The following is a 24,994-nucleotide window of genomic DNA, read 5'->3' on the forward strand; positions in this document are numbered from 1 at the left end:
GATGACCATGAACTCCACCGGACGCCCCACCACACCTTCAGGAGGTGAGACCATGAGCGACATCCAGACTGTTTCCGGATCGCGCGGGCTGATGCAGCACGAAGACCTGATCTTCGAGACAGGCTGCACCAACAAGACTGGCGTTGACCTGCCTGCCCCGAAGGGCCTCAAGAACCGGCTTGGCGGGGTGGCGCGCAAGCGTTCCACTGAACTGCCGGGCCTCTCCGAGCCCGAGACGATGCGCCACTATGTGCGCCTGTCGCAGAAGAACTATGCCATCGACCTTGGCCTGTTCCCGCTCGGCAGCTGCACGATGAAGCACAATCCGCGGCTGAATGAGAAGGTCGCGCGGATGCCGGGCTTTGCCGACATTCACCCGCTTCAGCCGCAATACACCGTGCAGGGCGCGCTTGAGCTGATCGATCAGCTGGCCGGCTGGCTGAAGAAACTGACCGGTATGCCAGCCGTCGCGATGAGCCCGAAAGCCGGGGCACATGGCGAGTTTTGCGGCATGATGGCGATCCGCCGGGCGATCATCGCCCGCGGCGAGATCGAAACGCGCACGCGCGTCCTGGTCCCGGCTTCGGCCCACGGCACGAACCCGGCAACGGCAGTGCAGTGCGGCTTCAAGGTCGACGAGATCAAGGCTGACAAGCGTGGCCGGGTCGACATGGAGGATTTCAAGGCGAAGCTGGAAACCTCTGACGACATTGCCGGCATCATGCTGACCAACCCGAATACATGCGGGCTGTTTGAAACCGACATCCGCGAGATTGCCGAGCTGATCCATCAGGCAGGCGGCTATTTCTATTGTGACGGGGCGAACTTCAACGCCATCATGGGCCGTGTGCGTCCGGGCGACCTCGGCATTGATGCCATGCACATCAACCTGCACAAGACCTTCTCGACCCCGCATGGCGGTGGCGGACCGGGCGCTGGCCCGACCGTGCTTTCGGATGCGCTGGCCGATTATGCGCCGGTGCCGTTCGTGATCCATGACGAGGACGGCTACAAGCTGGTCGAGGAAGCTGAGGGTGAAGGCGAGGAAGCGTTTGGCCGCCTCTGCGCCTTCCATGGCCAGATGGGCATGTTCACCCGTGCGCTGACCTACATGCTGAGCCACGGTGCGGATGGCCTGAAGCAGGCCGCCGAGGATGCCGTTCTGAACGCCAACTATATCCAGGCGCGCATGAAGACGGTGATGACGCCGGCCTTTGATGGCTATTGCATGCACGAGGCGCTGTTCTCGGACGCCTTCACGGCAGACAATGTTGGCACGCTCGATATCTCCAAGGCGCTGATCGATGAGGGCTATCATCCGATGACCATGTACTTCCCGCTGGTCGTGCATGGCGCCATGCTGATCGAACCGACGGAAACGGAGAGCCGGGCGGAGCTGGACCGTTTCTGCGATTCGCTGGAAGCCATTGCAGAGCGCGCAAAAGCAGGCGACGAAAGCCTGAAGGGGGCGCCTTATCTGGCCCCGATGCGCCGGCTGGATGAGACGCAGGCAGCCCGTAAACCGGTGCTGCGCTGGTACAAGCCAGAGCCGGAGAAAATCGCGGCCGAATAGGGCAGCTGTAGATTACGGATAATAAATTACGTCCCGGTCTTTTATAGCGCCGGGACGTTTTTATTTATGGTGCCTGTCCAGTGCTCCGCAACCCGGACAGGTCATGCCCGTTATTTACCAGAGACCGCCTGGACCAGTCCTATTCGGGCATTTCACCCCTAAGACTTTCAAGACGCCACCAAGTACCCGGAATGCTGACTCCTCCAGATATAGAGCGCTACGAGCGCGAGCCCCATACAGAGAGTGCGAGACCGCGCCGGGTTCCCCTGACGCGTGTGACGACAGGGCTGCGTGCATTCATCCGGCTTTGCCTGGCTATACTTGGTATTATCCTGATTGCGGTCGCCATTCCGATTGCCTTCGTGACGCCGATCCTGCCGATTGGCCTGCCGCTGGCCATTGTCGGTGTCATCCTGCTCGGACGGAATGCGATATGGGGCAAGCGCTGGATGGAAGGGATGCTGGCGCGTAACCCGCGGCTCGAAAGGTTCGCGCCCAACTGGCTCATGCGGCTCGTTTTTGGTCGGGAGAAAGACTAGGCGAGGAGGCAGCTCACGAGAGAGCTGCTCAGTAAGACGTGACCTTGGAAAAGAGATTGATCACGAGCACGCCGGCCAGAATAAGCGCCATACCGGCGAAGGCACCTGCATCAAGCCTCTGGCCAAGAAACAGCCAGGCTATCACGGAGATCAGGACAATGCCGAGCCCGGACCAGACCGCATAGGCAATCCCTGTCGGTATCGCCTGAAGCGTCAGCGAAAGAAAGTAGAACGAGACTGCATATCCAACGGCAGTCGCAATAGATGGCCCGGGTTTCGTGAAGCCGTCCGATAGTTTCAGAAATGTCGTACCAATGACTTCCGCCAAGATGGCAACCGTCAGATAAACGTAAGGCATCACCCTAAAACCTGTATCCTGCGATCCGACTTGGGCCAGACGGTCTAGTTCAGCGACTTCTCGATCTCGTCGAGGGCGTTGGTGAACAGTTCGCCCTTCTTGCCAGAGCCTGCGATGATGCTCTTGCTGGCGCGCGTGGCTGCATCGGCAGCGGCCCGGCGGACGTCCTCGGCAGCCTCGTCCTCGGCACGGGCGATACGAGCCTCGGCCTGGGCTTCGCGGCGGGCGACCTTTTCCTGAAGATCCTTGCGGGCCTGCTCAACCATCAGCTTGGCATCGGCCTTGGCCTGCTTGATCATGTTGTCGGCTGTCTGGTCGGCTTCTTTCTGCTTGCGTTCGGCCTCGGCCAGCATGGCAGCAGCTTCCTCACGCAGGGCGCGGGATTCGTCGAGCTGCTTCTGGATATCCTCGGCACGGTTGTCGAGAGACTTACCGACGAACTTGAAGCCGCCCATGAAGAAGACGATCGCCAGGAAGACGACGAGCGCCAGGAAAGCGACATTGGTTGTCGTGTCCACGAAGGGCGCAATGATGTTGTAGAAGCCGGTGCCGCCTTCGTGGCCTGCTTCGGCAGCAAACGCAGCCGGGGCAGCGACAAGTGCAGTGGCAAGCGGAAGAGATTGCTTGATCATGATCGTGCTCTCCTAGCCTTTCGTAGCCTGCTCGACGGCTTTCTTGGCCTCGGCATCGCTGACGCTGACACCAAACCGGGCGAGCATGACCTGCGTCGTGTCCGCGGCAATGGAGTCGACATTGGACAGGGCTTCGGCGCGAACCTTCTGGATCCGGGCCTCGGCTTCATCGAGACGCGTGGAAAGGTCGGCATCGACCTTCTGTGTTTCTTCAGCGATCTCCGCCTCGACCTTGGCGCGGGCCTTGTCTGCGGTTTCGCGAGCCTTGGCGCGCGCTTCAGCGAGGTGTTGTTCCTGCTGTTTCTTGGCTTCCTTGGCCTGCTCGTCGAGACGGGCCGCATCGTCGAGGGCGTCGGCGATGGTATCGCCACGTTTCTCGATGACACCACCGAGTTTCGGAAGCACGAAACGCGACAGGGCGATATAGAGCCCGCCGAAAAGGATCACCAGCCAGAAGAGCTGGGACGGGAAATGCCACGGATCGAAGGGCGGGAAGGCGGCGCTTCCGGCAGCTTCGCCGTTTGCAGCCGGAGCAGCTAGCGACAGGAACGTCATGGTGTGACCTTGTTCAGCCGGGATCGAAAAAATAGGGGCTGGCCCGTCAGCCCTCGCAAGGGCGCGGGCCAGCCATATTGCGGTTCGTGCGTGCTAGACGACGAACAGAATCAGGATGGAGACCAGGAACGCCAGGATGCCGAGCGCTTCCGAAAGGGCCATACCGATGAAGAGGTTGCCGGTCTGCTGCGGGGCAGCGGACGGGTTACGCATGGCAGCGTCGAGGAATGAGCCGAAGATGTTACCCACACCGATAGCCGCACCGATCATGCCGAGCGTGGCGAGGCCTGCACCGACGTATTTGAGGCCGAGAGTGATATCGCCTTCCATTTCAAGATCTCCTTTGGGAAAGACTGATGTTTAGTTTGATGCCCGTGAAGCCTGTTCATGCGGGCGCGTCAAGTGTTGTGGCGCGGCACGTTTGGCCGCACCGGCGAAACGTGCTCCCTAGTGAGCCGGGTGAAGCGCGTCGTTGAGATAGACGCAGGTCAGGATTGCAAACACATAGGCCTGCAGCCCGGCGACAAGGAATTCCAGCGCGTTGAGCGCCACACCCATGGCAAAGGCCAGCGGTGCGATAACGATGTAGGCGCCGCCCAGCGTGGCCAGTGTCACGGCGAAACCGGCGAACAGTTTCAGCATGATGTGACCGGCGAGCATGTTGGCGAAGAGACGCAGTGCAAGCGTGACCGGGCGCGCGATGAAGGAGATGACCTCGATCGGGATCAGCAGGATATAGATCGGCCAGGGCGCGCCGGCGGGAGCGAACAGTTTCAGGAATTTCAGGCCATTCTTGTAGAAACCATAGGCAATCACGATGCCGATCACCAGAAGCGCAAGCGCGCCGGTAATGATGAGGTGGCTTGTCGTCGTGAAGGCATAGGGGATCATGCCGATCATGTTCGCGAAGAACACGAAGAAGAAGAGGGTGAACACGAACGGGAAGAATTTCAGGCCTTCCTCGCCGGCTGCGCCGCGCACCATGTCGGCGACAAAGCCATAGCCGATCTCGGCAACCGACTGCATGCGCGAAGGGACGAGCTTGCCGCGGGAGGCGGCCATGCCGAAGAAGGCGACGATCAGGACGCAGCCCAGCAGCATGTAGAAGGAGGCATTGGTGAAGGACAGGTCCAGGCCACCAATCGGCCCGATCTCGATCAGCTTCTTCACCTCGAACTGGTGCATCGGGTCGGCAATTTGCCTGAAGGAGAGATTCATCAGCCCTTTGTCCCGTTTTCCGGACCATCTGCCTGGTCCGTAGATTGTAGTTTCCCATCCGCCACCAACTGGCGATAGGCGCGTATAACATTGAGGATGCCGGCTGCAAGGCCGAATCCCAGCATGGCAAGCAGTCCCCAGGGCTTGGTGCCGAAGAAATTGTCGATCACGAGACCGATCAGTATCCCGACAAAAACCGATGCCCCGAACTCCGCCCCGTAGCGCAGAGAGAGTGCACCGGCCGAAATCGATCCTTCCGCATCTGCTTCGCGCTTGGCTTTCTTCGCTTCCCTGGCCTGACGTTCGGCCTGAGCCTTTGCGATCCTGTCGCTCAGATCATTCCGCTCTGGACCGGCCATGAAAGTCGCCTGAATGCCACTCGAAACAGACATGGGAGAACCCCCTGCCATTTGCGCCGGAAGCTATTGGAGGGGGTGGCCCAAGTCAAGCCGCTGAAAGACGCTGTAGTATGCTGTAATTATTGGATAAAAATGTATCTGCTTATTTGACGCAGCGTATTATTCTGCCGCGACCAGTTCTTCGGCGGCATCGAGGTCGACCGAAACCAGTTTGGAAACACCTTTTTCGCGCATGGTGACCCCGAACAGGCGGTCCATACGGCTCATCGTGACGGCATTGTGGGTAATGACGATGAAACGTGTATCCGTACGCCGGCGCATTTCGTCGAGCAGGCGGCAATAACGGTCGACGTTTGCATCATCCAGCGGCGCATCAACCTCGTCGAGCACGCAGATCGGCGAGGGGCGCGACAGGAAGACCGCAAAGATCAGGGCGGTTGCCGTCAGCGCCTGCTCACCGCCCGACATCAGCCGCAGCGTACCGAGGCGCTTGCCCGGCGGCTGGGCCATGATCTCCAGCCCGGCAGCCAGCGGATCGTCGTCATCAACGAGGCGCAGTTCGGCTTCGCCGCCGCGGAAGAGGGTGGTGAACAGCGCCTTGAAGTGCTCATTTACCTGCTCGAAGGCCTCCAGCAGGCGTGTGCGGCCTTCCTCGTTGAGCGCGGCGACACCATCGCGCAGCTTCGCTATGGCCTGGATCAGGTCTTCCTTCTCGGTTGCCTGTTCGCCGAGACGTTCGGAAAGCTCCTCGGCTTCCGATTCGGCTTCCATGTTGACCCCCCCGAGCTGGTCACGGTCGCGGCGCAGGAAGTCGAGCTGTCGTTCGGCCTCGCCCGGATCGAGAGTTGCAAGTTCCTCCTCATCGAGCCCCGCCTTAGCCAGTGTCATCAGCCCTTCCGGCATACGCTGGAACTGGCTGCGGGCGGTCTCGACCGCGTCAGAAAGCCGGGTCTCGGCATTTTCCAGACGGACTTTGGCGCCGGCCAGTGATTCGCGCGCTTCCGTGGCTGCGCTCGCGGTATCACGGGCGTGGCGTTCGCCCTCGCGGAGCGTGGCTTCCTTTTCGGCCAGCCGGTCGGCCGCCTGCCTGCGTTCGTCTTCGAAGGTGGCGACGCGCTGGGCAAGGGCGTCGAGTTCGGCCTGCATCTCTTCCGGCCGGCTACGCGCCTTTTCGGCTTCGCGTGCCGCTTCGCCACGGCGCATCAGCATGTCCTGGAGGCGGTTCTCACTGTTGGCGAGCCGGTTCGTCCAGCGCTCGACATCCTTCTGGAAGCCTTCCCGCCGGGCAATCGCCTGTTCGCGGTTGCGGGTGATGTCAGTCAGGCGGCCGCGGCATTCGGTTTCATGCTCGCGCGCGCTGGCAAGTGCGGTGCGGGCTTCAAATGTTGCTGCCTCGAGGCGTTCAAGTTCGCTGTCGTCACCGCCGATCGAGACAAGTGATAGCGATTCTTCGACCCCGCGCAGATCCGATTCGACACGGGCAAGGGCCTCGCTGGCCGATTCGCGTTTGACGTCAGCGCGCTCGAAAGCCTGACGGGCTTCGGCCGTGGCGGAACGGGCGCGGTTGAGCTCGGTGGCTTTGGGTGAGACCTGACGGCGGGCCTCTTTGAGATCGTTTTCGGCAGCAAGCCGGTTGTCTTTTGCTTCGGAGAGCTGTGCAGCGGCGGTATCGAGGGCTTCGCGGGCCGGGCCGATCTCGGCCTGTGCCGCTTCAAGCCGGGCCTGCTGGGCAAGGCGCTCTGCTGCCGAAACAGGGGCGTCAGGCGTGCGTGTGAAGCCGTCCCAGCGCCAGAGATGTCCCTCCGTCGTGACGAGGCGCTGGCCGGGTTTCAGCTGCGTGGCAAGTTGCGCGCCTGTATCGGCATCGACAACGCCGCACTGGGAAAGGCGCGCGAACAGCTCATTCGGGGCCTCGACATAGACAGATAGCGGTTCTGCGCCTGCGGGCAGGGGCTCCGTGGCGATGTTGCGCCCGGCCCAGTAAAGTGCTGCGCCCGCCTCGATCGAGGCTTGCAGGTCATCGCCGAGGGCAGCCGCCACGGCCTTTTCATAGCCATCGCGTGTGCGCACCTGATCGATGACAGGCGGCGCCTTTGGCCCGGTTGGCTGTTTCAGGAGCCGCTCAAGCCCGGCAATTTCCGAGCCCAGTGTGCGTACGGCCTGATCGGCCCTGTCCTTGGGCGGCTGGGCCTGCGTCTCGGCCTCGCGGGCCTCGGTGAGTGCGGCCTCGGCTGCATCGGCGGCGCGTTCGGCGTCATGCAACGCGATCTCGGCGGTTTCTTCTGCCTGTTCGGCTTGCTGGAGCCTCGCTTGCAGCGCGCCGGTTTCGGGCATGTTAGCGAGCTGCTGTTTCAGCCGGTTGGCATCGGCTTCGAGGCTCGATTTACGGCGGCGCTGCGCTTCGGCGCTGGCTTCGGCCGCCTGACGCTCGGCTTTCATGGACGCCAGCTTCGACCCGGCTTCATCGGCAACGGCCTGTGCCTCGTTCAGGCGGGCGCGGGCTTCTTCCAGATCGGCTGCGGCCTTGCGTTCCAGCTCTTCATTGGCCTGTGGATCTTCTGTCGGGAGTGCAGCGAGATTGTCCCTTGCCTCGGCAAGCGCCTGCTCGGCCTCTTCCTTCTGCGCGTGTTCACGCTCGATGTCGTCACGGATGCGGCGGGCTTCGCTTTCATGCCGGGCCAGAAGGTCGGCGGCATTCTTGCGCTCGGTTTCCAGCCGGGCGAGGTCAATCCGGGCCTGGCCGAGCCTGCCGGAGATCGTGGCTTCATTGTCGCGCAAGGGCTGGAGACCCTCACCAGCTTCAATGCGCTGGGTTTCGGCGATGGCGGCAGCGCGTGAAGATTCCTCGACGGCTTGCTGGCAACGGGTGAGTTCGGCTTCGGCCTGGGCCTTTGTTTCTTTTGCAGTTTCCCATTTCAGATGGGCGAGGAAAGCATCAAGTGCGGAAATCTTTTCCGACAGTTCCTTGTATTTACGTGCCTTTCGGGCCTGGCGTTTCAGGCTTTCCAGCTGGCGCTCGACTTCGGCCGAGACTTCTGAAAGGCGTTCCAGATTGGTTTCGGCAGCACGCAGTTTCAGCTCGGCTTCGTGGCGCCGCGAATTGAGGCCGGAAATACCGGCAGCCTCTTCGAGAATCCGGCGGCGATTTTGCGGCTTGGAGGCGATCAGTTCCGAGATCTGGCCCTGCCGCACGAGTGAAGGGGAGTTCGCGCCCGTCGACGCGTCCGCGAATATGAGCTGGATGTCCTTGCCACGCACTGTGCGGCCATTGAGCTTGTAGGTCGAGCCTGCCCCCCGCTTCAGCCTGCGCTGGATTTCCAGCACGTCGGAAGCGTTGAACTCCGGCGGGGCCGTGCGCTTCTGATTGTCGAGAACAAGGGTGACTTCGGCCAGTTCGCGGGCCGGGCGATGCTGGGAACCGGAGAAGATGAGGTCATCCATCTCCCCGCCGCGCATCGCCTTGGCCGAACTTGCGCCCATCGCCCAGCGAAGGGCTTCGAGCAGGTTGGACTTGCCGCAGCCATTCGGTCCGACAATCCCGGTCAGGCCGGGCAGGACAGGAATGTCCTGCGGGTCCACAAAGGATTTGAAGCCTGCAATGCGCAGTTCTGTAATGTGCAATGCAGGCTCCTTCTATCCAGTGTTCCTATTGAGGGGTGGCCTCGCCTGAGTCTGTGTCAGACGCTTCGGTTTCGGCAGCTTCGCCATCTTCCGAAGTGGCAGCTGTGTCGTCACTCATGTCCGCATCTGTCTCGGTCGGCATGCTCTCTTCAGCGGCAGCCTCTTCAGTGGCCGGTGCTTCTTCGCCGAGCGCTTCGTTGAGGACGGTCTGCATCCCTTCATACCGGCGCCAATCGCTTCCGGAAAGCATCTCGCCATCAACCAGTACGGTTGGTGTGCCGGTAATGCCGTCTTCCTCACCTTCACCGACAGACGCTGCAATCGCCTTACGGATGTCCGCGTTGGAAAGGCAGGCATCAAAGTCTTCCTCGCTGGTGATGCCATACCTACTGGCGACGGCCTGAAGGGCCGATTTCACCTGTCCGCCCTGGCGGGCAACGCCAAGAATGGCGTTCTGGCGTGAGAAAAGGTCATCGACGACATCAAAATACTGGTCCTCGCCGGCACAACGCGCGATCGCGAAACCAGCCACCGAGATGTTGGCTGGCGGGGTCGGGAATTCACGGAAGATGAATTTCACCTTTCCGGTCTCGACATAGTCTTCCTTCATTTTTCCGACGACTTCATCGTTGAACTGGAGGCAGGCCGGGCAGGTCCAGGAAGCGTATTCGATAACAGTCACAGGCGCATCTGCGTCGCCCAGAACCATTTCATTGGTCGCAGCGGCGTCGGTTCCTGCGTCTATAGAATTCGCGTCGTCTGCTGCGCCGCAGGCCGTCGCGGCCATTACGGATGCGGCGAGAACGACGGCGCGTCGGGAAAGGGCTTTCATTGTCATAACCTTTTCTTAAGAGATTGAGTCGCGGTGGTTGCCAAGATGTCGCGGGTATCCAACCTTACACCATGCCAGCCGCTTCAGGGCTGTTCGGTCGTTAGCACAGCCTCCCCGAGAGCCAAAATCGCCTTGCGCAGGGCGGCGTCTTCTATGCCTTCGACGGAGTGAGCAAGGCGTTCTTGTTCTTCCGGGGTCAGCGGGCGTTTTCGTTTGGGCAGGGCGGGCGTGCCGCCACGCGTCAGCGGACCCTGGATGATCCTGACTTCGCGAATGTCCCCGCCGAGCGATGTGCCGACACGCTGGCGGATCGTCTCTGTCTGGTGCTGGACCATGGTCGAGGCGGCAGGGATGCACTTCACTGTCAAAACGCGGCCCTTGCCCTTGCCGCTGGCACCGATCTTTTCCGGTTCGCAGACTTTTGCCAGCTGTTCGCCGACAATGTCGCGCCAGAGCAGTTTCAGGCGACCGATAGCGGGGCCCTTTTCGGGCAGTTTCTTGCGGGCGAGCTGCATTGCCGCCGCGCCGAACGTTTTCGGCAAGGGCCGTTCACGCCTTGCCCGCTGATAGCGGAGCATGACGCGGGCGCGGGCTTCTTCCAGCGGGTCGAGGCTTGACCTGTTCACCATGCCGGTGATTGTGCACCGCATGCGATCAGGAGAAAAGGCCGCTGATGCGGTTTCATCACGGTTTGATGGCCTGCCGGGGGCGTTACTTGAATGGTATGGCCGTCATGCACGGGACCTGCCCTGGCGGGTTGGCCCTGCTGCACGTGCGGAAGGGGCCATGCCGGATCCATACCGTGTCTGGCTGGCCGAGATCATGTTGCAGCAGACAACGGTGCCGCATGCCGCGGGTTATTTCGAGGCATTCACCCGGCGTTGGCCAGGCGTCGAAGCGCTGGCGGCGGCGGAGGATGGCGATGTCATGGCCGCCTGGGCGGGGCTTGGCTATTATGCGCGTGCCCGCAACCTGCTGAAATGCGCCCGCGAAGTGACGGCTATGGGAGACTGGCCGCGTACGGAAGCCGGCTTGCGCAAACTTCCCGGCATCGGTCCATATACGGCAGGCGCAATCGCCGCCCTGGCTTTCGGAGAACGCGCTCCGGCTGTCGATGGCAATGTCGACAGGGTCTTCGCCCGCCTGTTAGCGGCAAAGGGAGCCTGGAAGGAGGAAAAGGCACGCATCGCTGGCACTGTCCGTGAGCTGGTTCCGGAAGACCGTCCGGGCGAGTTTGCCGAGGCCCTGATGGACCTTGGTGCAACCGTGTGTACGCCAAAGCGGCCGAACTGCCTGATATGTCCTGTGCGGGCATGGTGTGCAGGTCATGCCGAGGGTGCCCCGGAGCAATATCCGCTAAAGCCTGCCAAGGCAGCCAAGCCGAAGCGCACCGGCAAGGTGTTTGTCGCTTTCAGGGATGGCGATGTGCTTGTTGAGCGTCGCCCGGACAAGGGCCTTCTCGGGGGTATGCTTGGCCTGCCGACGACAGCGTGGGTGGAGACTGGGGCAAGCGTCTCACCGGGCTGGACCGTTGGCGAAGGCAAGGGCGAGGTCATCGGAGAAGTGCGCCATGTCTTCACGCATTTCGAGTTACGGCTGGATGTTCTCCGCATGGAGCTTGGCCAGGCCCCGGAAGGGTATCACTGGCACGATGTGGAGACGGTGGCAGACGCGCTGCCCAGTGTTTTCAGGAAGGCGCTGAAGCTGGTAGTCCGGGCCTAGGCGTCCTCGCCAGCGGCCTTGCGGTATTCCTGGTCGCGCTCGGCACCAATCTTGTCGCGCACGGTTTCCGTGGCATAGCCAAATTCCTGAAGCACGCGGCCCGCCAGTTGCAGCCCGGCTTCGATTGCGTCCGGGATTACGAAGGTGGCTCCGGCCTCGCGCAGGGATTTGCCATGTTCGGCATCGCGGGCCCTTGCGAAGACAGGCACGTTCGGCCTTAGCGCCCGTATGGCGCGCACCATGTGCTCGGCGCTGACGGCATCATCCACCGTGACAACAAAGAGCGATGCGCCCGAGGCCCCGGCGGCTTCCAGTATTTCCTTGCGGGCGGCATCGCCATAAGACACCTGCCATCCTTCATCCCGGCCAGTCTTGACCGAGTTCAGCCCACGTTCAAGCACGACAATATCGGCCTGATTGTCACTCAGGATGCGCGCGATGGTACGGCCCACCCGGCCAAATCCGGCAATGATGACATGGCCTTCCCGGTCTGAGAAATCCTCGTTCTGCAAGGGCGTGGGCTCGGGTGCTTTCATCCGTCCGGCAAGCTTTTGCCCCATGCGCGAGGTCAGCGGGATGAGCAGCATGGAAAGGCCGGCAATCGCGGTGACAGGCGTGGTGAGCTCAGGGGCCAGGACTCCCGCGGCTGCCGCGGCGGTCATAACGACAAAGGCGAACTCCCCGGCCGGCGCAAGCAGGAGCGCGCTCTCGGTCGCGACAGGCGCAGGACCGGCAAACAGACGGCAGGCAACCCATGCGACCAGGGCTTTCAGGATAATCAGCCCGGCCAGCCCGCCGAGCACGATCAGGGCGATGTCACCAATCGCCATCAGGTCGATCCCCATGCCAACGGTCATGAAAAAGATACCGAGGAGCAGGCCCTTGAATGGGTCCAGGTCGACTTCGGTCTGGTGGCGGAATTCGGTCTCGCCCAGCAACAGACCTGCGAGGAACGCACCGAGGGCAACGGAAAGCCCGGCCACACCCGTAATGACACCGGCCCCGATGACAGTGAACAGGGTAAGCGCCATGAGGAAGTCGCGCCCGCCAGCCTTCGCGGCCATGCGGAAGACACGCTGCAGGATAAAGCGGCCCGTAATGACAATGACGGTGATGGCGATAAGTCCTTCGAACAGGGCACGCAGGACGGTCTGCGCGATGTTCACGCTGTTCTCGGGCGAAAGGAAACTCACGAAAATCAGGATCGGGGCAACAAGCACGTCCTGGAAAAGAAGCACGCCGAGCGCAGTGCGTCCTGTGGGGGTGGCCGCGCGATTGTCGCTCGTCAGGACCTGCATGACGATGGCGGTGGAGGACAGGGCCAGGGCCAGGCCGATGACGGCGGCGGCCTGTGCGCTGATGCCGAACATCCAGAGCGTGACGCCTATGGCGCCCGCACTGAGGATTGTCTGCAGCCCGCCCGCGCCGAAAACGACCTTCTTCATGTCCCATAGCTTCTCGAAGGACATTTCCAGGCCGAGCAGGAAGAGCAGGAAGAGGACGCCGAGTTCGGCAAACGGCTCTGCCGCTTCCGGTTCTGAAACCGTAAAGTATTGCAGCGGCTGCCAGAGGTGCTCGAGCGTGCCGAGCCCGTGAGGGCCAAGCGCGACGCCTGCAATGAGGAAACCGGCCACGGCCGGCAGGCGCAAGGCCCGGAAAGCCGGCACGATCACGCCTGCTGCGAACAGGAAGACGAGCAGGTCTTTCAGAAAGATTTCCTGACCTTCATGGCCCATGCGGGTTCTCCGGATGGCGGCCGCCGGACAGGGCGGCGATTCCGGACAAGCATAGGCCGTGCCGGGCCCGGCGTCAGCTACCTGGACGAATTAAAACGGGCCGGACAGGACCTTAATTCAGGCCCATTTCCTGCCGGTAGCGACGGCGCAGGAGGTCGATGGGGGTCAGGTCGCCCTTCGGGGATTCATAATGCCAGAACGTCCAGCCATTACAGGCAGGGGCTTTCATGATATGGGCGCCGAGGCGGTGGATCGAGCCGGACGCATCCCCGGATGACAGGCTGCCATCCACGCGGATACGTGCATGGTGGCGCTTCTTGGGCGACCAGAGGCGGTCGCCAGGCTTTAGCCAGCCATTCTCGACCAGCGCACCGAAGGGCACGCGGGGCAGGGCCCTGGCGCTCTTCTGGGTTTCGAGTGCGTCGCCACCGATCGGAGTGATGCCATCGAGGCGGGCGCGTGAGAGGCGGATATAGGCCGGATCCTGCTCGATGCCGACATAGTCGCGGCCCAGCATCTTCGCAGCCGCTGCCGTTGTGCCGGTTCCGGAAAACGGGTCGAGGACGACATCGCCGGGATTGGTTGTGGCCAGCAGCACGCGCTTGAGCAGGGCTTCGGGTTTTTGCGTTGGATGGGCTTTCTTGCCAGCTTCATCCTTGAGGCGTTCGCTGCCTGTGCAGATCGGCATCGTCCAGTCTGAACGCATCTGCTTGTCTTCGTTGAAGGCTTTCAGCGCGTCGTAATTGAAGGTAACGCGGGATTTCTCTGTCTTGGCCGCCCAGATCAGGGTCTCGTGCGCGTTCTGGAAGCGCGTGCCCTTGAAGTTCGGCATCGGGTTCGACTTCAGCCAGATCACATCGTTCTGGATCCAGAAACCGGAATCCTGAAGGATCGTGCCGAGGCGGAAGATGTTGTGATAGGAGCCGATCACCCAGATCGCCCCGTCATCCTTCAGCACACGGCGGCATTCGCTCAGCCACTGATGGGTGAACAGGTCGTAGGCGTCGAAGCTGTCGAAACGGTCCCAGGCGTCATTGACGCCGGCGACAGCCGACTGGTCAGGCCGGGTGAGACCCTCGCCGAGCTGGAGATTATATGGCGGGTCGGCGAAGACGAGATCGACGGACTTGTCAGGCAGGCGTGACAGCACGTCGACACATTCACCTTCAATGATCGTATTGCGGATCAGCTCCATGGCTCTTTCAGCCCCTCTACTCGAATCAACTGAAGCCCATCCCGACGCCGATTTGGTTTCTGCTTTCTTACGCGGAACAGTCTCCAGCTGCAGGCGGATGCCTGTCAGGTTGTTTCGGCATCGTAACAGAAAGCACCGCAGCCTGTGGACAAGTTTGTGAAAAAGTTCCGGGTTACTGGTGGGCAGCCTGTGGGATTATTGGCTTTACAGGTCGAGCCGCATTTGTCCGCCGGGGCTTACTGGCGGGCGGAAGAGGTCTGTGCGCAGCCGTGGGCGGGGCGCGTCGAGTCCGAGACGGCGGGCCGCTTTCTGGAAACGCTGGGCGATCAGCCGGGCATGAGTGCCGCGCCCGGAGCCACGCTCGAACCAGTTGGCATCGTAATCCTTGCCCCCGCGCATGTCGCGCAGGAGATTGATGATCCGTGCGGCCCGGTCCGGATAATGCTCGGCCAGCCATTCATGCATGATGTCCTTCAGCTCATAGGGCAGGCGCAGGAGGACGTAGCCTGCGCTGGAGGCTCCATGCGCGGCGGCGGTCTCGAGCATTGTCTCCATTTCCGGCTCGTTCAGGGCCGGTATGATCGGTGCGGTCATGACGATCACCGGAATGCCCGCATCAGACAGGGCGCGGATCGTTTCTAGCCGCTTGTAGGGGGCCGCCGCGCGCGGCTCCATCCGCCGGGCAAGTTTCGGGTCCAGCGTGGTCAGCGACACGCCGACACGCGCCAGCCCATTCTCTGCAAGCGGGGCGATCAGGTCGATGTCGCGCTGTATCAGGGCGGACTTGGTGAGCAGGGTGACGGGGTGATTATGCTCGGCCAAGATTTCAAGAAATGTCCGGGTCAGCTTCAGGCGGCGTTCGACCGGCTGGTAGGCATCAGTATTCATACCGAGCGCGATGGGACGGACCACATAGGAGGGCCGTGACAGTTCCCGGCGCAACAGGGCCGGGCCGTCTGGCTTGAAAAACAGGCGGCTCTCGAAATCGAGCCCTGCCGATAATCCCTGATAGCTGTGGGTCGGCCGGGCGAAACAGTAGACACAGCCATGCTCGCAGCCGCGATAGGGATTGATTGTACGGTCGAATGAGATGTCCGGCGAGCGGTTATAGGTGATGATGGTCTTTGCGACTTCACGCGTCAGCGTCGTTTCGAGCCGTTCTGCATTGTCCTCGATCGTGCCCCAGCCATCATCGAATGGATCACGTGTCTCGGGTTCGAACCGGCCGGTCTGATTGGAAATTGCGCCACGGCCACGATGCTCGAAGCGTTCGCCTGTTGCGGCTACGTCGATCAGGCTGACACGCCCTTGCGGCTTGAGTTTTTGGCTCTGTCTCATCACCCGGGATGAAAGCACAGAAACAGAAACAAAACAAGAACAATGGAATCGTGTTCTGTGGATTATGCCCACGTCACACGTGACTAGATGCGCATTGTGTCGAAGCTTTTGAGCATGCTGCGGAGATGGTCTGGCAGGCCCGGTGGCACGAACAGGTCAATATCGGCTGACACCGTGATGCCTTCAGGCAGTTTTCCGTCTGTGCCCTCAACCGTGTTGAGCGTCAGGGGGGTATCTTCAAATGCCCGGCCTGCCCCCTTCTCGCGGAAGATCGTCATGATGTGATTGTGGCGGTTATCGGTGCAGATGTGCGCGTATATCTTCTCGACCTTGTCCTGTGGACCTTCGAGGATCTGAAGAAAGCTGGCGCCGTTGTAGATTATGGTGCCCGTGACGCCGATTTTCGTATTGTTGCGGATGGCGGATTCGAGAATGTCCTGCAGATCCGTAGCGGATACGGATTTGGCGGCGGTGCTGACATAGGCGAGGCGATACATGAAATGACTTTCTGAAAACGTGCCGCGACATGGGCTGAAGTGGTGTGGACCGTCTATAACTTAAATCAACGGAACTGCATTTTTACTAGCTTCAGGGCTGTTTTTTATAGAGATTCCAGTCCTCTCCTGTGTCCAGGTCAATCAGTTGCGGCAGCAGGGTCACCTCTGTGCGGGCAGGCAGGTTGGACCAGACATCCTCCATGGCATGCGGGCCAGACCAGCGCACTGACGTAAAGAGAGCCGGGCTGCGTAACCTGTGGCCAATCCCGAAAAGCCAGAAACCGCCATCCGTTGCCGGGCCAAAGACGGCGCGGTCCGTACCGAGGTGTCTTGTACACTGGTCGATGTGAGAGCGGCGGATGTCAGGTGTGTCCGTGCCGATAAATATGACCGGGCCGGGTGGGGCCTGCATCATGGCATGGGTCATCCTGTCGCCGAGATTGCCGCTGACCTGGGCATAGCGATGCAGGCCGGGTGGCCAGAGTCCGCCGAGGGTTTCGCCTGCCGCACGGGGCGGGGCAATATGCAGTTCCGTCCGCCAGGCGGGGGACATAGTGGCGCGCATTGTGCGGGCCAGCGTGAAACGCGCGATCCGCCGGGCTTCCGTGGAGCCGATATCGCGGGCCAGCCGTGTCTTGGACAGGCCCATGCGCGGCGGTTTGGCGAAGATTAGAACAGTCGGCTTCATCATGTGTAGTGCCGGGCGAGCCTGTGTGGAGAAGCGCCAGCAAGGTAGCGTGTTATCAGCCAGGCATTGCGCCAGCTGCGCTTGCGCCAGCCATCGCGTTCATACTTTGCCGCCGAGGTTCGTGCCTCGGCCGAGAGAAGGGCAAGACGCCTTTTCCCGATGGCCTGAACGATCCGGACATCTTCCATCAGCGGTATATCTTCATAGCCGCCGATCTTGTCATACAGCTGGCGGGAGATGAGGAGCCCCTGATCGCCATAGGGCAGGCCGAACCAGCGTGCCCGGCGATTGGCACGGGCTGCAACGGTTTTCGCCATGCGGGCATCGGAGCGGTAGGCAAGGGTGAAAGTGGCGGCCCTGCCGGGCTGGCTTTCAAGGTGGTGGCGTACGCGTTCACTCCAGTTGGGCGAAAGCACCGTGTCGGCGTGAAGGAAAAGCAGCCAGTCACCCCTTGCAGCCCCTGCGCCGCGTATGAGCTGTTTTGCGCGTCCTGGTGCGCCCTGGATGAATTCCGCGCCAGCAGCATCTGCTATACGGGAAGTCTCGTCCTCTGACCCGCCATCGCTGATGATGAGTTCGCGCACGAGCCCGGCCTCCACGCCGGGAAGCAGACTGGAGAGGCACGGGCCAAGCCCGTCGGCTGCATCAAGCGTCGGGATGATGATCGAGATCGGCGCGGGCATCGGCTTTCCCTTAGTTCATTACGTGGGCGCGTCGAGTGCGTCGACTTGCCATTCGAGCGGCGGGAACGGGTTCAGGACCAGTGGCGTTCTAAGAAGGAGATTTCACGAGGAACAAACAATGTCCACGATTTATGAGACCCTGAAGAAAGATCATGACCGTCACCGCAAACTCCTGGCCACTATTGCCGATACGCAAGGTGCTTCAGACGAACGGAAAAAGGCGTGGGATGATTTTTATTACGATGTGAGCGCCCACGCTGCGGCAGAGGAAGAGACCTTCTATTCGAAACTGATGGCCAAGGAAGACGGCCAGCCGGAAGGCCGTCACTCCGTCGCGGAGCACAAGGAGCTCGACGACATGATGGAAGAGCTCAACGAGATTGAATTCTCCTCACCGGCCTGGCTCCAGAAGTTCAAGGACCTGCGCCACCGTTACGAGCATCACATGGAAGAGGAGGAAGACGATGTTTTCCCTGTTGCCAAGGATGTGATCGGCAAGGACGGGAACGAAAAGATCGGTTCGGCGTTTGAAAAGCGTAAGGAAGATGAAATCGAGCTTGTCGAGGAAAAAGCCGAAGAGAAGCTCGAAGAGTAGAGTTGGACAGAACTGGAAGCTGGACTGCACATCCGGTGGATGTTCCCCAAATATAGCCGGCCTGCACGACCCCGCAGGTATACGGTTAGCAAGAACCCGGAGTGTTTACCCCTCGCACTCCGGGTTTTTCATGCCTCCAGATCCTTCAGCCTTGCCTGGATGTTCAACAGGTCCCGCCAGGCGCGGCTTTTTTCTTCCGGGCGGCGCAGCAGGAAGGCCGGGTGGAAGATCGGGAAGAGGGGAGCCTCATAACCGCCGGGGGTTTTCAGGACATGTTCGCTACCACGCATCTTCATGATGCCGGTTTTTGATTGCAGCAGCGATTTCGCCGCGACCCCGCCAGCTGCGATAATCAGTTTCGGCTGGCCCAGTTCGATCATGCGGTCGACAAATGGGCGGCAGAGTTCCAGCTCTTCGTCGCTCGGGTTGCGGTTGCCGGGCGGGCGCCAGTAATTGACGTTGGTGATGAAGGTGTTCTCGGTGCGCGAAAGGCTGATCGCCGCCAACATCCTGTCGAGCAGCTGACCGGCCTTGCCAACGAAAGGCAGGCCGCGGGCATCCTCTTCCCCACCAGGGCCTTCACCGATGACCATGACGGGGGCGCCCTGAACCCCATCGAAGCAGGCCGTGTTGCGCGCAGCTTCTTTCAGGATGCAGCCATCATAGCCCTCTATCGCGGTTTTCAGTGCATCCAGGCTTTGTGCGTCTGCCGCCAGCGACCTGGCCTCGGCCAGCCAGTCTTCATGTGTCTTTTTCCTGAGATGGCGTGGCAGCCGGGCTTCGGGGGCAGGCGATGGTGCTTGCGGCGCAGCCTGAGGTGCTTCGCGCGCGGCGCGTTCTGCGGCCTTCCTGAAGGCGCGCATTTGCGTTTCATCAGCGTCCACGCCCATCTCGTCCCACCAGTCGGTGAGGGCTTTTAACGCGAGGGAAGGATCATACTGGGACATTGAGACCCTTTGGCATTCGACAGATTCGACTGTAGACGGGATGTGGAACATTTGTAAGGCAGGCGCAAAGCCGCCGCCACAGCCGGGAGTGATTTAATGAGTGAAGCTGAAGCCGTAGAACGTGAATCCATGGAGTTCGACCTCGTGATCGTCGGGGGTGGGCCTGCTGGGCTTGCCGCCGGGATCCGGGCCAAGCAGCTGGCAAATGAAGCCGGTGAAGAGCTTGAAGTCGTCGTGCTGGAAAAAGGCGGCGAAATTGGTGCGCATATTCTTTCAGGTGTTGTGGTCGACCCGTCCGGTCTTGATGCTCTCATCCCTGACTGGCGTGAGCGCGATGATCGCCCGCTGAAGACTGAAGTGACGGGCGACAAGTTTGTCTGGCTCGGGCCAAAAGGCTCCATGGATATCTCATGGCTGCCGATGCCGGGCTATATGAAGAACCACGGCAACTTCACCGGCTCGCTTGCCAATGTGACGCGCTGGCTCGGCCAGGAAGCGGAAAACCTTGGCGTGGAAGTCTTCCCGGGCTTTGCCGCCTCTGACCTGGTCTATGGTGACAATGGCGAGGTGAAGGGCGTGGTTGCGGGCGTCATGGGCATTGCCGCCGATGGCAGCCACAAGGGCGACTATGAGCCGGGCATGGAACTGCTCGGCAAATACGTCCTGTTCGCGGAAGGTGCGCGGGGGTCGCTGTCGAAGCAGCTGATCCAGAAGTATGAGCTTGATGCAGGCAGGGACCCGCAGAAGTACGGCATCGGCCTGAAAGAACTCTGGTCTGTGCCGGAAGAGAATTTCAAGGAAGGCTATGTCCAGCACACGCTGGGCTGGCCGCTGGACGACAAGACGGGTGGCGGCAGCTTCCTCTATCACTTCCGCGATGGCGGAGAGCCCTATGTCTCGCTCGGCTTCGTTGTGCACCTCAACTACAAGAACCCGTACCTCTCACCGTACCAGGAGCTTCAGCGCTGGAAGCATCATCCCGATATTCTGAAGCACATCCAGGGCGGCAAGCGCGTCGGCTATGGCGCACGGGCAATCACGGAAGGGGGCTACCAGTCCCTGCCGAAGCTGACTTTCCCGGGCGGGGCGCTGATCGGCTGTTCGGCCGGTTTTGTGAACGTGCCGCGCATCAAGGGCAGCCATAACGCCATCCTGACCGGCATGATGGGCGCTGAAGCCGCCGTCGCCGCGATCAAGGAAGGCCGCCAGGGCGATGAGTTGACCGCCTATACTGAAGCCTATGAGGAATCTGCGGTACGCAAGGAGCTTTTCGCGGTGCGCAACGTCAAGCCGCTGCTCTCCAAGATGGGCACCACGCTCGGCACGCTGATGGGTGGCGTCGAGATGTGGACAACCAAGCTGCTTAGCGGGTTCTCCTTCTTCGGCACGATGAGCCACGGCAAGACCGATGCAGCCTCACTGGAGCCAGCCTCCAAGCACAAGAAGATCGATTATCCGCGTCCTGACGGCAAGATCAGCTTCGACAAGCTGACCAATGTCTCCTTCACCAACACCAACCATGCCGAGGACCAGCCGGTTCACCTGGTGGTGCAGGACATGGAGCTGCAGAAGAAATCCGAGCACGATGTCTATGCTGGCCCGTCGGCGCGGTATTGCCCGGCAGGTGTTTATGAATGGGTCGAGGAAGAGGGCAAGGAGCCGCGCTTCCAGATCAACGCGCAGAACTGCATTCACTGCAAGACGTGTGACATCAAGGACCCGAACCAGAACATCAACTGGGAAACACCTGAAGGCGGCGGCGGCCCGGCCTATCCGAACATGTAAGGATTTACGTGGCCGAACCTGTCCAGAGTTTCCAGTTCCAGCCGGGCCCTGCATGGGGACGCAACAACTGGACTCTGGATGGGGGCTTCCTGACCCGTAATGGGGAGCTGTTCAGTAATCTCGATACGATCGAGGGGGCGGGGTTCTCGGAGGCTGCAGGCCGACAGAAGCCGTCCGCCTGGCTTGAACTGAAATTCGCCAGCGGGTGCCACCGGATCGCCTGCAACATGCCGTATGGCGATGAAAATCACGCGGCTTTCATGCAACTGGCCACAGCCATCCTGGATGCACTGGCAGAACGCGATCCAGATATGAGGGTCTCGATCGGTGGCGGTGTCCTGCGGTGGCTATTCTTCTGGCGTGGTCCCAAGCGCCTGTCCGCCAGTGCCGCGCGTGACCTTGTGGCCAGACGTCTTGCGGTGGACCATGAACCAGCCAGCGCTGAGCCCGGCAACCAGCACCCAGAACAGGACGAAGGGCAGGGCACCGCCCGCTGATACGCCGATCGTTGCAGCGACGGCACATGCGGCTGACAGGCACCACCAGGTCAATGCCACATCCATATGCGGCCAGCCGGCCCTGATAAGGCCCTGATAGGCATGATCGGTATGGGCAACGAACAGGGACTGGCCGTGTCGACTGCGCGAGGCGAGTGTCAGAAGGACATCCACGAGAAATGGCAGGACGAGTGTCGCGGCTGTCCAGACAGGGATGCCGGCGATCAGGGCGAGCATGGCGAACAGGCCGCCAAGACCGAATGCTCCGGTATCGCCCGCATATAGCGTGCCTTTCAGGTTGTGGCAGAGGAAGCCTGCAATTGCAGCAATCACGGTGACCAGGCCGGGCGGGAAACCTGCATCCGAAACAGCTGCGTGGCTTGCGCCGAGGCCCGCGAACATGATGGCAAGCGAACCAAGTGAAAGCCCGTTGCTGCCGTCCATGAAGTTCGCCGCATTGGTGACAACAATGATCCAGAGCATTGATCCTGCAATCAGAAGGGGCGGCCATGCAAGCGTACCTGCCGGCGTATCGAGCATGGGGGCGGCCACGCCGAGCAGGGCGCAGGCAAGTGCGATTGCGAGAACCATGAGCAACTTTGGCAAGGCCCTGAGGCCGAAGATATCATCCAGGGCCCCGACACCTGCCAACAGGCCAGCGCCGCCAAGGGCGACCCAAAGTGTCGGCAGCTGGCCTGGCAGCCAGTCATGTCCGCGTGCGGCGGGGATAGACTCATGGGCCAGTGCGACTGCTGCCAGAACGATCAGGATTGCGGCAATCATGCCTACACCGCCAAGCCGGGGGACGGGCCTGGCCTGCTGTTTGCGTTTCCCGTCCGGCGCGTCGACCACGCCTGTATGTTTCACAAGCTCACACCCGGCGAGTGAAAGCAGGAAGGCCGAAACGGCTGCGAAGACAGGAAGAATGAAGACTGTCATGCGTTGCCACTGCCGCTGAACAGGGTCGGCACGATCCACCAGCCGGGGTAACGTTCCTGCAGGCTCTCGCTTGCGGCTTTCAGGCTGTGGCGGTCCTCGAAAAGGCCGAAACAGCTCGCCCCGGAGCCGGACATCCGGGCGAGAGCACAGCCTGGCGTCGTTTCCAGCGCCTCGATGACCTCTCCGATTTGCGGCACGAGGCTTATCGCAGGTGTCTGGAGGTCATTGCGTGTCTTATCGCGCAACCAGTCGATAAGGCCTGCCACATCGGGCGTATCTGGCAGCTCGGCAAGGTCGAGCGGTTTTGCTTTCTCCGTCTCGTCATAGGCCCTGAAGACTGTCGCAGTTGGGCACGGAATATCCGGATTAACCAGAAGGGCGGGCAAGTCTGGCAACCCACGCACCTGCTTTACCTGCTCGCCCTCTCCGCGCATGAGAGCTGGCTGTGAAAGGTAGGCGACGGGGACATCCCCGCCGAGCGAGGCCGCGATGGTCATGGCGACAGGCGGTGTCAGCATGCCGAGCCGCGCAAGAACCCGCAGCATGGCACCGGCATCTGCCGAGCCGCCGCCAAGCCCGGCGGCGACAGGTATGTGCTTGTGCAGGTCAATTGTAAGGGGCGGGACACGCAGGCCCCGCGACTGGCAGCCGGCAAGGACCTGGATGACCAGGTTTTCGGGCGTGGCGAGATCAGGGGTCGCGTACGGCCCGTGCAATGTGAAGCTGATGTCTTCTGCCTTGCGGGCTTCAATTCTGTCGGCAGCTTCCGGGCCAGCGAACATGACGAGCGAGTCGAGATCATGCCGGCCATTTTCCTTGGCGGGGCCGACATGGAGAAAGAGGTTTATCTTGGCCGGGGCGAGCATCAGGGGTTCTGCAGGGCTGGGGGAAGGTTTACGGGGCCTGTCAGGGATTTCCTGCGCAGGCGTTCGATTTCGTCGTCGGCTTCGAGAAGGGACATGGCTCTTTGCCACTGGTAGCGGGCTTCGGTCCTGCGCCCGGCGGCCCAGTAGGCGTCGCCAAGGTGTTCGTTGATCTCTGCCAGTCCGGGTTTGAGCTCGACGGCACGTTCAAGATAGCTGATGGACTGGTCGATATTGCCAAGCCTGTAGTGTGCCCAGCCGAGGCTGTCTGTAATCTCTCCACTATCGGGCCGCAGTGTAAGCGCCTTGCGGACCAGTTCCAGCCCTTCTTCGAGGTTCATGCCCCGGTCAATCCAGCTATAGCCGAGATAGTTGAGAACTTCAGGCGCATGGGGGTTGAGAGACTTCGCGGTCTTCAGGTCCTGTTCGGCAGATGGCCACAGGCCCATACGTTCGCGCAGCGCACCCCGCGTGTAATAGAGCCGCCAGTCCTGCTCACCGGATGCGCGGTCATCTTCTATGATCCCGCTGAAAACGTCGACGGCTTCCTCCTCCCGGTCCAGAGACTGGAGGAGGTCGCCCATCTGTATCCGGAGGTCGCGCTCCGGTTGCCCGGCCAGTGTATGCTGGACGAGTTCGAGCGCTCTGGCATTGTCACCGCTCCGGAGAAAGGCCCAGGCAAGCTGGCCGCGTGCACCGGAATAGTATGGCGAGCTTTCCGGAATCTCCTCCAGCTTGGCGATGGCTTCTGTGTGTCGTCCCGCCCTGTCGAGCGCATCGGCCCACAGGGCGCGGGCGGCGTTAAGGTCCGGATCGAGATGCAGGGCAAGGGCGTAATAGACACCTGGAAGGTCAGTCTGGGTACGCGAAGCCAGCGCTGCTGCGGGGATATAGATCGAAAGGGCTGCGCCTTCCTGGGTGTCCGGCCTGTGAGCAGAAAGCGTCTCACCTTGTTCCAGGCGTCTTTGCAGGCCGGTTATGAGAGGATTGGGCCCCGCATTGGCCCTGAAGTTTTCAAGGATCTCCTTGGCTTCCTGGTCGAGCCCTTCGGCAGAGAGCAGTTGTGCATAGCTCACTGCGCCGTGCGCGATAAGCGTCCCGCTGCTCTCAAGCTTGGAGAAGGTCTTCACGGCTGCGGCATCATTGCCGGTCGCGACTTCCATGATGGCCAGCATGTTGAGCAGGAGGCTGTCCAGGTATGCGTCGCCACTGGAGGCTTCCAGAAGCGTGAGTTGTGCGCGGGCCGTGTCGCCTTCACCAAACAGGGCCCAGGCGCGCAGGGTCGTAAAGATGAGCGTGTCGAAAATGCCCGGATCACTGTCTTCGAGCAGGCCGGGGACATCTGCATAGCGAGCCTTCGCAAGGGCGTCAGTGGCCAATGTCATGCTGGCAAGTGGGGACTGGGTGTCGGCCTTCTTGCTGACGTTTGAGGCAATCGATCTTGCGAGATCAAACCGGTCGGCCAGCAGGGCTGAGAACACAGCGCGGTCCACGATGGAGCGGTCACCCGGCTGGGACAGGGCGACATGGGCATAATTTTCGGCTGCCTGACCTGGATCATTCGTCAGCGATGCATAACGGGCAACGAGGAACTGACCGTAATCATCCGCGGCGGCATTGGTCTGCGCATCCGCGCGCGCCATGGACAGGCGCTTCTGGAGTTCATCGACATCGTTGCCAATGGTTGTGCAGCCTGAAAGCAGGATCAGCGAAAAGAGGGCGGAGACGCGACGCAGCATGCTTTCTGTGATGGGCCAAACGCCCGCCAAGCGCAATCCGTTCACGCAGCCCTTTCAGGGACAGCGTAAGCCGGTGAACTGTC

Annotated in this window: 24 protein-coding genes; 5 read left to right on the forward strand and 19 right to left on the reverse strand. The window is 61.3% G+C overall.

Translation table 11 applies throughout. The features are described 5' to 3' along the window. The first annotated feature begins 1 nt into the window (after position 1). Together gcvPB and Q1K31_RS02715 are read left to right on the forward strand one after the other, a co-directional pair. Complete coding sequence (gene gcvPB, locus Q1K31_RS02710; RefSeq protein ID WP_367187501.1) at positions 2-1,573, forward strand: aminomethyl-transferring glycine dehydrogenase subunit GcvPB; 1,572 nt, start codon at positions 2-4, stop codon at positions 1,571-1,573. A 191-nt stretch (positions 1,574-1,764) separates the two neighbouring features. Beyond that, complete coding sequence (locus Q1K31_RS02715; protein ID WP_300376434.1) at positions 1,765-2,112, forward strand: hypothetical protein; 348 nt, start codon at positions 1,765-1,767, stop codon at positions 2,110-2,112. A gap of 28 nt (positions 2,113-2,140) precedes the next feature. Here Q1K31_RS02715 and Q1K31_RS02720 read toward each other — a convergent pair whose 3' ends face one another. From Q1K31_RS02720 to Q1K31_RS02760, 9 genes are all read right to left on the reverse strand, one after another. Then, positions 2,141-2,470 (reverse strand): SMR family transporter, encoded by a 330-nt coding sequence (locus Q1K31_RS02720; protein WP_367187502.1) that lies wholly within the window; start codon positions 2,468-2,470, stop codon positions 2,141-2,143. 44 nt (positions 2,471-2,514) lie between these two features. Beyond that, positions 2,515-3,102: an ATPase gene (locus tag Q1K31_RS02725; RefSeq protein WP_300376437.1), complete on the reverse strand. Its 588-nt coding sequence runs from the start codon at positions 3,100-3,102 to the stop codon at positions 2,515-2,517. 12 nt (positions 3,103-3,114) lie between these two features. Beyond that, positions 3,115-3,657, reverse strand: a complete 543-nt coding sequence (locus Q1K31_RS02730) for a hypothetical protein (RefSeq protein WP_300376439.1) — start codon at positions 3,655-3,657, stop codon at positions 3,115-3,117. Positions 3,658-3,750: 93 nt separating this feature from the next. Then, positions 3,751-3,987, reverse strand: a complete 237-nt coding sequence (locus Q1K31_RS02735; RefSeq protein ID WP_084417925.1) for a F0F1 ATP synthase subunit C — start codon at positions 3,985-3,987, stop codon at positions 3,751-3,753. Between the two features lie 117 nt (positions 3,988-4,104). Then, the gene (locus Q1K31_RS02740) at positions 4,105-4,875 is read right to left on the reverse strand and encodes a F0F1 ATP synthase subunit A (protein WP_300376442.1); all 771 of its coding nucleotides are present in this window, start codon (positions 4,873-4,875) and stop codon (positions 4,105-4,107) included. Then, positions 4,875-5,267, reverse strand: coding sequence for an AtpZ/AtpI family protein (locus tag Q1K31_RS02745; protein WP_300376444.1), 393 nt, complete (start codon positions 5,265-5,267; stop codon positions 4,875-4,877). Before Q1K31_RS02745 ends, Q1K31_RS02740 begins: the two co-directional genes overlap by 1 nt. Positions 5,268-5,393: 126 nt before the next feature. Next, positions 5,394-8,855, reverse strand: a complete 3,462-nt coding sequence (smc, locus tag Q1K31_RS02750; protein WP_300376446.1) for a chromosome segregation protein SMC — start codon at positions 8,853-8,855, stop codon at positions 5,394-5,396. Between the two features lie 25 nt (positions 8,856-8,880). Then, complete coding sequence (locus tag Q1K31_RS02755) at positions 8,881-9,687, reverse strand: DsbA family protein (protein ID WP_300376448.1); 807 nt, start codon at positions 9,685-9,687, stop codon at positions 8,881-8,883. 83 nt (positions 9,688-9,770) lie between these two features. Then, on the reverse strand, positions 9,771-10,316 hold the full coding sequence (locus tag Q1K31_RS02760; protein WP_300376450.1) for a DUF721 domain-containing protein: 546 nt from the start codon (positions 10,314-10,316) through the stop codon (positions 9,771-9,773). A gap of 19 nt (positions 10,317-10,335) precedes the next feature. On the opposite strand from Q1K31_RS02760, the gene Q1K31_RS02765 reads away from it, so the two are divergent. Continuing rightward, a complete protein-coding gene (locus Q1K31_RS02765; RefSeq protein WP_300376452.1) occupies positions 10,336-11,409 on the forward strand; it encodes an A/G-specific adenine glycosylase in 1,074 nt (357 codons plus the stop codon). Here Q1K31_RS02765 and Q1K31_RS02770 read toward each other — a convergent pair. The 6 genes from Q1K31_RS02770 to Q1K31_RS02795 form a co-directional block, all read right to left on the reverse strand. Next, positions 11,406-13,145 (reverse strand): cation:proton antiporter, encoded by a 1,740-nt coding sequence (locus Q1K31_RS02770; protein ID WP_300376454.1) that lies wholly within the window; start codon positions 13,143-13,145, stop codon positions 11,406-11,408. The genes Q1K31_RS02765 and Q1K31_RS02770 overlap by 4 nt on opposite strands. Before the next feature lie 112 nt (positions 13,146-13,257). After that, on the reverse strand, positions 13,258-14,340 hold the full coding sequence (locus tag Q1K31_RS02775; RefSeq protein WP_300376456.1) for a DNA methyltransferase: 1,083 nt from the start codon (positions 14,338-14,340) through the stop codon (positions 13,258-13,260). A gap of 204 nt (positions 14,341-14,544) precedes the next feature. Beyond that, positions 14,545-15,678: a PA0069 family radical SAM protein gene (locus Q1K31_RS02780; protein ID WP_300376458.1), complete on the reverse strand. Its 1,134-nt coding sequence runs from the start codon at positions 15,676-15,678 to the stop codon at positions 14,545-14,547. Positions 15,679-15,761: 83 nt separating this feature from the next. Further along, on the reverse strand, positions 15,762-16,175 hold the full coding sequence (locus Q1K31_RS02785) for a BLUF domain-containing protein (RefSeq protein ID WP_300376460.1): 414 nt from the start codon (positions 16,173-16,175) through the stop codon (positions 15,762-15,764). 91 nt (positions 16,176-16,266) lie between these two features. Continuing rightward, the gene (locus Q1K31_RS02790) at positions 16,267-16,866 is read right to left on the reverse strand and encodes a DUF2064 domain-containing protein (RefSeq protein ID WP_300376462.1); all 600 of its coding nucleotides are present in this window, start codon (positions 16,864-16,866) and stop codon (positions 16,267-16,269) included. Beyond that, a complete protein-coding gene (locus tag Q1K31_RS02795) occupies positions 16,863-17,546 on the reverse strand; it encodes a TIGR04283 family arsenosugar biosynthesis glycosyltransferase (protein ID WP_300376464.1) in 684 nt (227 codons plus the stop codon). Before Q1K31_RS02795 ends, Q1K31_RS02790 begins: the two co-directional genes overlap by 4 nt. 118 nt (positions 17,547-17,664) lie before the next feature. Here Q1K31_RS02795 and Q1K31_RS02800 point away from each other — a divergent pair, with 118 nt between their 5' ends. Beyond that, positions 17,665-18,141, forward strand: coding sequence for a hemerythrin domain-containing protein (locus tag Q1K31_RS02800; protein ID WP_300376466.1), 477 nt, complete (start codon positions 17,665-17,667; stop codon positions 18,139-18,141). 128 nt (positions 18,142-18,269) lie between these two features. On the opposite strand, the gene Q1K31_RS02805 is transcribed toward Q1K31_RS02800, so the two are convergent. Continuing rightward, the gene (locus tag Q1K31_RS02805) at positions 18,270-19,088 is read right to left on the reverse strand and encodes a uracil-DNA glycosylase (protein WP_300376468.1); all 819 of its coding nucleotides are present in this window, start codon (positions 19,086-19,088) and stop codon (positions 18,270-18,272) included. A 96-nt stretch (positions 19,089-19,184) separates the two neighbouring features. Here Q1K31_RS02805 and Q1K31_RS02810 point away from each other — a divergent pair, with 96 nt between their 5' ends. Continuing rightward, a complete protein-coding gene (locus tag Q1K31_RS02810; RefSeq protein ID WP_300376470.1) occupies positions 19,185-20,873 on the forward strand; it encodes an electron transfer flavoprotein-ubiquinone oxidoreductase in 1,689 nt (562 codons plus the stop codon). A gap of 347 nt (positions 20,874-21,220) precedes the next feature. Here the strand turns inward: Q1K31_RS02810 and Q1K31_RS02815 are convergent, their stop codons facing one another. From Q1K31_RS02815 to Q1K31_RS02825, 3 genes are read right to left on the reverse strand one after another with little or no spacing between them, the layout of a single operon-like run. Then, the gene (locus Q1K31_RS02815) at positions 21,221-22,309 is read right to left on the reverse strand and encodes a glycosyltransferase family 4 protein (RefSeq protein WP_300376472.1); all 1,089 of its coding nucleotides are present in this window, start codon (positions 22,307-22,309) and stop codon (positions 21,221-21,223) included. Then, positions 22,306-23,175, reverse strand: a complete 870-nt coding sequence (locus tag Q1K31_RS02820; RefSeq protein WP_300376474.1) for a 4-(cytidine 5'-diphospho)-2-C-methyl-D-erythritol kinase — start codon at positions 23,173-23,175, stop codon at positions 22,306-22,308. Before Q1K31_RS02820 ends, Q1K31_RS02815 begins: the two co-directional genes overlap by 4 nt. Then, complete coding sequence (locus Q1K31_RS02825; RefSeq protein ID WP_300376476.1) at positions 23,175-24,911, reverse strand: tetratricopeptide repeat protein; 1,737 nt, start codon at positions 24,909-24,911, stop codon at positions 23,175-23,177. The genes Q1K31_RS02820 and Q1K31_RS02825 overlap by 1 nt, the downstream gene beginning before the upstream one ends. Between the last annotated feature and the right edge of the window lie 83 nt (positions 24,912-24,994).

It is taken from the genome of Henriciella sp. (assembly GCF_029936995.1).
GTDB lineage: Bacteria > Pseudomonadota > Alphaproteobacteria > Caulobacterales > Hyphomonadaceae > Henriciella.

Coding starts and splice junctions, on each gene's coding strand:
- Q1K31_RS02820 (WP_300376474.1), bottom strand. CDS start 23,175: ATGCTCGCCCCGGCCAAGATAAACCTCTTTCTCCATGTCGGCCCCGCC.
- Q1K31_RS02775 (WP_300376456.1), bottom strand. CDS start 14,340: ATGGAGCTGATCCGCAATACGATCATTGAAGGTGAATGTGTCGACGTG.
- Q1K31_RS02800 (WP_300376466.1), top strand. CDS start 17,665: ATGTCCACGATTTATGAGACCCTGAAGAAAGATCATGACCGTCACCGC.
- Q1K31_RS02780 (WP_300376458.1), bottom strand. CDS start 15,678: ATGAGACAGAGCCAAAAACTCAAGCCGCAAGGGCGTGTCAGCCTGATC.
- Q1K31_RS02715 (WP_300376434.1), top strand. CDS start 1,765: ATGCTGACTCCTCCAGATATAGAGCGCTACGAGCGCGAGCCCCATACA.
- Q1K31_RS02770 (WP_300376454.1), bottom strand. CDS start 13,145: ATGGGCCATGAAGGTCAGGAAATCTTTCTGAAAGACCTGCTCGTCTTC.
- Q1K31_RS02785 (WP_300376460.1), bottom strand. CDS start 16,175: ATGTATCGCCTCGCCTATGTCAGCACCGCCGCCAAATCCGTATCCGCT.
- Q1K31_RS02740 (WP_300376442.1), bottom strand. CDS start 4,875: ATGAATCTCTCCTTCAGGCAAATTGCCGACCCGATGCACCAGTTCGAG.
- Q1K31_RS02765 (WP_300376452.1), top strand. CDS start 10,336: ATGCGATCAGGAGAAAAGGCCGCTGATGCGGTTTCATCACGGTTTGAT.
- Q1K31_RS02720 (WP_367187502.1), bottom strand. CDS start 2,470: ATGCCTTACGTTTATCTGACGGTTGCCATCTTGGCGGAAGTCATTGGT.
- Q1K31_RS02730 (WP_300376439.1), bottom strand. CDS start 3,657: ATGACGTTCCTGTCGCTAGCTGCTCCGGCTGCAAACGGCGAAGCTGCC.
- Q1K31_RS02805 (WP_300376468.1), bottom strand. CDS start 19,088: ATGTCCCAGTATGATCCTTCCCTCGCGTTAAAAGCCCTCACCGACTGG.
- Q1K31_RS02755 (WP_300376448.1), bottom strand. CDS start 9,687: ATGAAAGCCCTTTCCCGACGCGCCGTCGTTCTCGCCGCATCCGTAATG.
- Q1K31_RS02790 (WP_300376462.1), bottom strand. CDS start 16,866: ATGATGAAGCCGACTGTTCTAATCTTCGCCAAACCGCCGCGCATGGGC.
- Q1K31_RS02810 (WP_300376470.1), top strand. CDS start 19,185: ATGAGTGAAGCTGAAGCCGTAGAACGTGAATCCATGGAGTTCGACCTC.
- gcvPB (WP_367187501.1), top strand. CDS start 2: ATGACCATGAACTCCACCGGACGCCCCACCACACCTTCAGGAGGTGAG.
- Q1K31_RS02735 (WP_084417925.1), bottom strand. CDS start 3,987: ATGGAAGGCGATATCACTCTCGGCCTCAAATACGTCGGTGCAGGCCTC.
- Q1K31_RS02745 (WP_300376444.1), bottom strand. CDS start 5,267: ATGTCTGTTTCGAGTGGCATTCAGGCGACTTTCATGGCCGGTCCAGAG.
- Q1K31_RS02795 (WP_300376464.1), bottom strand. CDS start 17,546: ATGCCCGCGCCGATCTCGATCATCATCCCGACGCTTGATGCAGCCGAC.
- Q1K31_RS02825 (WP_300376476.1), bottom strand. CDS start 24,911: ATGCTGCGTCGCGTCTCCGCCCTCTTTTCGCTGATCCTGCTTTCAGGC.
- Q1K31_RS02760 (WP_300376450.1), bottom strand. CDS start 10,316: ATGGTGAACAGGTCAAGCCTCGACCCGCTGGAAGAAGCCCGCGCCCGC.
- Q1K31_RS02815 (WP_300376472.1), bottom strand. CDS start 22,309: ATGACAGTCTTCATTCTTCCTGTCTTCGCAGCCGTTTCGGCCTTCCTG.
- Q1K31_RS02725 (WP_300376437.1), bottom strand. CDS start 3,102: ATGATCAAGCAATCTCTTCCGCTTGCCACTGCACTTGTCGCTGCCCCG.